Source organism: Streptomyces sp. IBSBF 3136 (genome assembly GCF_036815105.1).
Classification (GTDB): Bacteria; Actinomycetota; Actinomycetes; order Streptomycetales; family Streptomycetaceae; genus Streptomyces.
On the sequence record NZ_JAJSZC010000346.1, the window covers coordinates 1 to 5,593 of the forward strand.

Here is a 5,593-nt window from a genome sequence, read left to right on the forward strand (position 1 = left end):
CACCCACCCCCCACAGCCGTCTTTGCCCCTGCCCGCGCCAGCTCGGCCAGGCTTCGCAGGGCGCGGGTCAGGTCCGGTTCCGGGGCCGAGGCGAGGCCCAGTCTGACGGCGGACGGGGTGCGGTTCGGGTCGACCGAGAAGTCGGTGCCCGGGGTGACGGCGATACCGCGCGCCCGGGCGGCCGCGGTGAAGGTGTCGGCCCGCCAGGGCGCGGGCAGCTCCCACCAGGCGAAGTAGGCGGCCGGATCGGACCGTACGGCGAAACCGTCCAGCTCCCGCGCGACCAGCCGCTGCCGGTGCCGCGCCTGGTGCCGCTTGGCCTCGGCCAGCCGCGCCACCGTGCCGTCGCCGATCCAGCGCACGGCCGCCTCCAGCGCGAAGTTGCCCGCGCTCCAGCCCCCGGAGCGGACGGCCCGGGCCACCGCCCCGGCCCGGTCGGCCGGCGCCGAGACGAACCCGACGGTGAGCCCCGGCGCGACCCGCTTGGACAGCCCGTCGACCACGTGGACCAGCCCCGGCGCGAGGGCGGCGAGCGGCGGTTCGCCGCCCTGGTGCAGGAAGGACCAGATCCGGTCCTCCACGACCGGTGTCCCCAGGCTGTGGACGACCGCCGCCAGTTCCGCGCGCCGCGCGGCGGACAGCGTCAGCGAGGTCGGGTTGTGCAGGGTCGGCTGGAGGTAGAGGGCGGACAGCGCAGCGGTGCGGTGGGCGGCGGCGACCGCACTCGGCAGCGGCCCCTGGTCGTCGGTGGCGATGGGCACGAGCGTGCAGCCGAGCCGCGCCGCGATCTGCTTGACCAGCGGATACGTCAGCGGTTCGACACCGACCCGGCCGCCCGGCCGGACCAGCGAGGCGAGCGTGGCCGCGATGGCCTGACGGGCGTTGCCGGTGAAGACGATCCCGTCCGGGTCCGGCCGCGGGCCACCGGCGGCGAGCAGTCCGGCGGCCGACTCCCGGGCCGCCCGGGTACCGGTGACCGCGGCCGGGCGCAGCGCCTCGGCCAGCGCGTCCGGCCGCAGCAGCGGTGCGAGGGCCGGGGCCAGCAGCTCCGCCTGGCCGGGCGCGGACGGGTAGTTGAGCTCCAGGTTCACCGGCGCGAGCCCCGCCGCCTCGGTCAGCGCATGCCCCGGCTGCGGGTCCGGCTCGGTGGCGCGGACGAACGTACCGCGCCCGACCTCGCCCACCACCAGCCCCCGGCGCACGAGTTCGGCGTACACCCGCCCCGCCGTCGACGCCGCGACCCCGTGCCGCCGGGCGAACGCCCGCTGCGGCGGCAGCCGTTGCCCCGGCCGGAGCCTGCCACGGCCGATGTCGGCGGCGATCCGGTCGGCGATGCGCCGGTAGTCGTCCACGAGTCCCCTGCTCTCCTGCCGTGAAGGCGCGGGATTGCACCGAGGACAAAGATTTCATTGCACCGACGAAGCGGGCACGCCTAGGGTCGAACACATGCCCCCCTTCCTCTCGTACGAGGACAAAAACCCCGGTCCCACCGCGCGGGTGCCCCTCGTCCTCGTCCACGGCCACCCCTTCGACCGCACGATGTGGGCCCCGCAGCTCACCGCTTTCGCCGCCGACCGCCGGGTGATCGCACCCGACCTGCGCGGCTACGGCGCCTCCCCCGTGACCCGCGGAACCGTCCCGCTCTCCCGCCACGCCCGGGACATCGAGGACCTGCTGGACCTCCTGGCCGTGGACACCTGCGTCCTGGCCGGCCTGTCGATGGGCGGCCAGATCGCCATGGAGTGCTACGGCCGCTTCGGCGACCGCGTCCGGGGCCTGGTCCTCGCCGACACCTTCCCCGACCCCGAGACCCCCGCCGGAAGGCTGGGCCGGCGCGCCATGGCGGACCGGCTGCTCGCCGAGGGCATGCGCGGCTACGCAGACGAGGTCCTGGAGAAGATGGTCGCCCCCTACGCAGCCCCCGAGATCAAGTCCCACGTCCACCGCATGATGACGGCCACCGACCCGCAGGGCGCCGCGGCCTCCCTGCGCGGTCGCGCCGAACGCCCCGACTACCGGGACCTGTTGACGAAGGTGAGCGTCCCCGCGCTGGTCGTGGTCGGCGCCGACGACACCTACACACCGGTCGCGGACGCGGAGGCGATGCACGCGGCGCTCCCCGACTCGGTGCTGCACGTCGTCGACGGCGCGGCCCACATGCCGAACCTGGAGCGGGCGCCGGAGTTCAACCGGGTGCTGGAGAAGTTCCTGACGCGGATCGACACCGGCTCGTAGGCTCGTCCCCGTGACCGATCGCCCCGGACGCGGGCCGGGTTCCTGGTGTGCGGGACTGCTCCTGGCCGGGGTGAGCGCGGTCCTCGGCTGCCGGGCGGCCGGCACCGACGGCATCACCCCCGTCCCGCAACTGCTCGCCTTCCTGCCCTGGCTGCTCGTACCGGCCGTGCTCGGCCTGCTGTGCGCGCTGCTCGCCCGCTGGTGGCCGGGGCTGGTGTGGGCGGTCGCCGCGCTCGCCGTACTGGCCTGGTACTCGGACCCCTACGGCCGCATCCACGAGCCCGGCGGCCGGCCCCTCGCCTCCCTCCGGGTGCTGACCTCGAACGTCGAGTTCGGGCGGGGCACCCCGTCCCTGGTCCCGCAGATCCGCCGCCACCGCCCGGACCTCGTCTTCGTCGAGGAGTGCGAGCACAGCTGCCGGGCCACGCTGGAGCGGGACTTCGCCGGCACCTACCCGCACCGGCGGGCCGTCGCCGCGGACGGCTCCAAGGGCTCCCTCGTCCTCAGCCGCTACCCGCTGCGGCCGGCGGCCGGGATCCCCGGCACGATGGGCATGCCCGGCGCCGTCGCCGACGTACGCGGCCACGCCGTACGCGTCCAGCTCGCCCACCCGATGCCCCCGCTGCCCGGCCAGGTGGGCCTCTGGCGCCGGGAACTGGACCGGCTCCGCGACTTCGCCGCCGCCGACACCCGCACCCCCACCATCCTCGCCGGCGACTTCAACGCCTCACAGGACCACGCGGCCTTCCGCCACATCCTCGACACCGGCCTGACCGACGCCGCCGGCCTCGACGGACACGACCGCACCCCGAGCTGGCCCTCCCGCACCGCCTCCGTCATCGGCGCCCAGATCGACCACGTCCTGCTCTCCCCGGACTTCACCGCGACCGACGCCCGCTTCCTGCGGCTGACCGACACCGACCACCGCGCGCTGGTCGTCGACGTCACCCTGCACGAACACGGCTGACGGGCCGACGGGCTGACGGCTGACGGGCCACGGGCCGACGGCCGACACCGCGAAGACCCCGCTGCGCAGACCCCGCCCACACCCTGTGGACGCCCCGCGGCCGACCTGAACGAAGCGGCCATAATGGGCGCATGTCCCGTGAGTTCCCCATCGGCCTCACCCCTCCCGACTGGCTGGTCCGGAACCTCCAACCCCACCGGGCACCCCTCAACCGGGCCGCGATGGCCCGCGCCGCCCTGGCGATGAGCCTGCCGCTGGCGATCGGACTCGCGGCCGGACAGCCGGCGTACGGCGCGCTCGCCTCCATGGGCGCCCTGTCCGGCGTCATCAGCGACACCGCCGACGCCTACCGCATGCGTGTCCTGAACATCGCGGTCCCGCAACTCTTCGGCGCGCTCGGCATCACGCTGGGCGCGGCGGTGTACGGCCACGGCTGGTACGCGGTCGCCGCCCTCACCGCGATCGCCCTGGTGTCCGGGATGATCTCGACGATCGGCGCGGTCGCCTCCGTGTCGGGACTCACCCTGCTCCTGAACAGCGTGATCGGCGCGGGACTTCCGCTGCCCGGCGCCTGGTGGGTGGCGCCGGCGCTGATGACCGGCGGCGGCCTGCTCGTCCTCGCCCTCGCCCTGCTCGCCTGGCCCCTGCGGGCCGGGATCCCGGAACGCGCGGCGGTCGCCGCCACCTACCGCACGGTCGCCGACCTGCTGGCCGCCTGCGGCGCCCCGGACCGCTACGTCACCGCCCGGCACGCCGTCACCCAGTCCTTGAACCGGTCCTACGACACCATCCTGGCCCACCGCGCCCGCCACCACGGCTACAGCCCCGAACTGACCCGTCTGCTGGCCCAGCTGAACGCGATCACCCCCGTGGTCGAGGCGGCACCCGCCGTCCACCTGACCGGCCGGCCGCTCCCCCCGGAGATCCCGCAAGCCGTACGCCACCTGGCCGAAACCATCGAGACCGGCCGCACGCCGGCCACCGGCAGCGGAGCCGGGGGACACACCGGCCCGAGCGCCCCCGAGGACCGGAACCCGGACCTGGGCCCGAACTTGGACCCGGACCCGGCCCTGGACCTACGCCCGGACCCGGACCCGGCCTCCAGCCTCCCCCTCCCCACCACCGAGACCGCACGGGCCATGGACCACGCCGTGCGGCACGCGGCGGGGGTCGTCGCCACGCCCGACGTCGACCCCCGGGGCATCGACGACCGCCTCGGCCGCCCCGCCATGCCCGGCACCCGTACGGCGCGCGCCGCCCGGGGCGTCCTGCTCTCCGCGGGCTCCTGGCACTACGGCCTGCGCCTCGCCGTCTGTATCGGCATCGCCCAGGCCCTGGTCTCCCTGATCGCGGTCCCGCGCTCCTACTGGGTGGCCCTGACCATCACGTTCGTCCTCAAGCCCGACTTCGGCTCGGTGTTCTCCCGGGCGCTGCTGCGGGCGCTGGGCACGGTGGTGGGCCTCGTCGTCGCGGCGGCGGTGCTCGCCGAGGTGCCGCCCGGCTGGTGGGACGTGCCCGTGATGCTGCTGCTGGCCCCGCTGATCCCGGCCCTGACCCCGCGCGGCTACGGCTACCAGACGGCGGCCATCACCCCGGTGATCCTGCTCCTGTCGGACATCCTGAACCACAAGGGCACGGCCCTGCTGCTGCCCCGCCTGCTGGACTCCCTGATGGGGTGCGCGATCGCCCTGGTCGCCGGTTACCTGCTGTGGCCGGAGAGCTGGCACACGCGGGTCGGCGACAGCCTGGCCGACGCGGTGGCGGACACGGCGGCGTACGTCGAGGCGGCCTTCGGCCCGGAGACCGACCCCGCCGGCCACGCCCGCATGCGCCGCCGCCTCTACCGGGACCTGTCGACGATCCGCACCGAGTTCCAGCGGGCGCTCACCGAGCCACCGCCCACCGGCCGGCGGGCCGCCGCGTGGTGGCCGCTGGTCGTGGCCGTGGAACGCATCGTCGACGCGACGACGGCGGCCCGGGTCCGGGTCCGGCACGGCTCCCCGGCCCCGTCGTCCGCCGAGATCGGGCAGGTGACCCTGCAACTGCGCGAACTGTCGGACGGGGTGCGCCGGGCGGAGCACCTGACCGCCGTCCGCACCGACCTGACGGGCCCCTCGGGCAGCGTGCTGGAACCGCTGCGCCAGGAGGTGGCCGCGGCGCGGGCGATCACAACACCGCATTGACCTCTCGGCCACCGACCGAAACGGGATCGCGGGCCGCTAACCTTACGTGTCCGTCCTGGCCAGGGATTAAACGGGCATCAACTCACGCGAAGGGTTGCGCACATGGGCATTCTCACTCTCCTGCGGAACGCATTCGGCCGCTCACGCAAGGGACGAACGGCCGAGGCAGAGGGTGCGGCCCAGTCCCCCGCGCCCACCCCCACCCAGG

At 75.1% G+C, this 5,593-nt stretch carries 4 protein-coding genes; 3 read left to right on the forward strand and 1 reads right to left on the reverse strand.

Annotated elements, in window-relative coordinates:
- The coding region (locus tag V7E45_RS38350; protein WP_333778903.1) for an aminotransferase-like domain-containing protein at positions 1-1,352 on the reverse strand (1,352 nt) is incomplete at its 3' end.
- A gap of 94 nt (positions 1,353-1,446) precedes the next feature.
- Between V7E45_RS38350 and V7E45_RS38355 the strand changes: the two genes are divergently transcribed.
- From V7E45_RS38355 to V7E45_RS38365, 3 genes are all read left to right on the forward strand, one after another.
- Complete coding sequence (locus tag V7E45_RS38355) at positions 1,447-2,235, forward strand: alpha/beta fold hydrolase (RefSeq protein ID WP_333778904.1); 789 nt, start codon at positions 1,447-1,449, stop codon at positions 2,233-2,235.
- 10 nt (positions 2,236-2,245) lie between these two features.
- Complete coding sequence (locus tag V7E45_RS38360; protein WP_333778905.1) at positions 2,246-3,202, forward strand: endonuclease/exonuclease/phosphatase family protein; 957 nt, start codon at positions 2,246-2,248, stop codon at positions 3,200-3,202.
- Positions 3,203-3,333: 131 nt separating this feature from the next.
- Positions 3,334-5,385 carry an FUSC family protein gene (locus V7E45_RS38365; protein WP_333778906.1) on the forward strand — a complete coding sequence of 684 codons (2,052 nt, stop codon included), beginning with the start codon at positions 3,334-3,336 and terminating at the stop codon, positions 5,383-5,385.
- Positions 5,386-5,593: the final 208 nt, after the last annotated feature.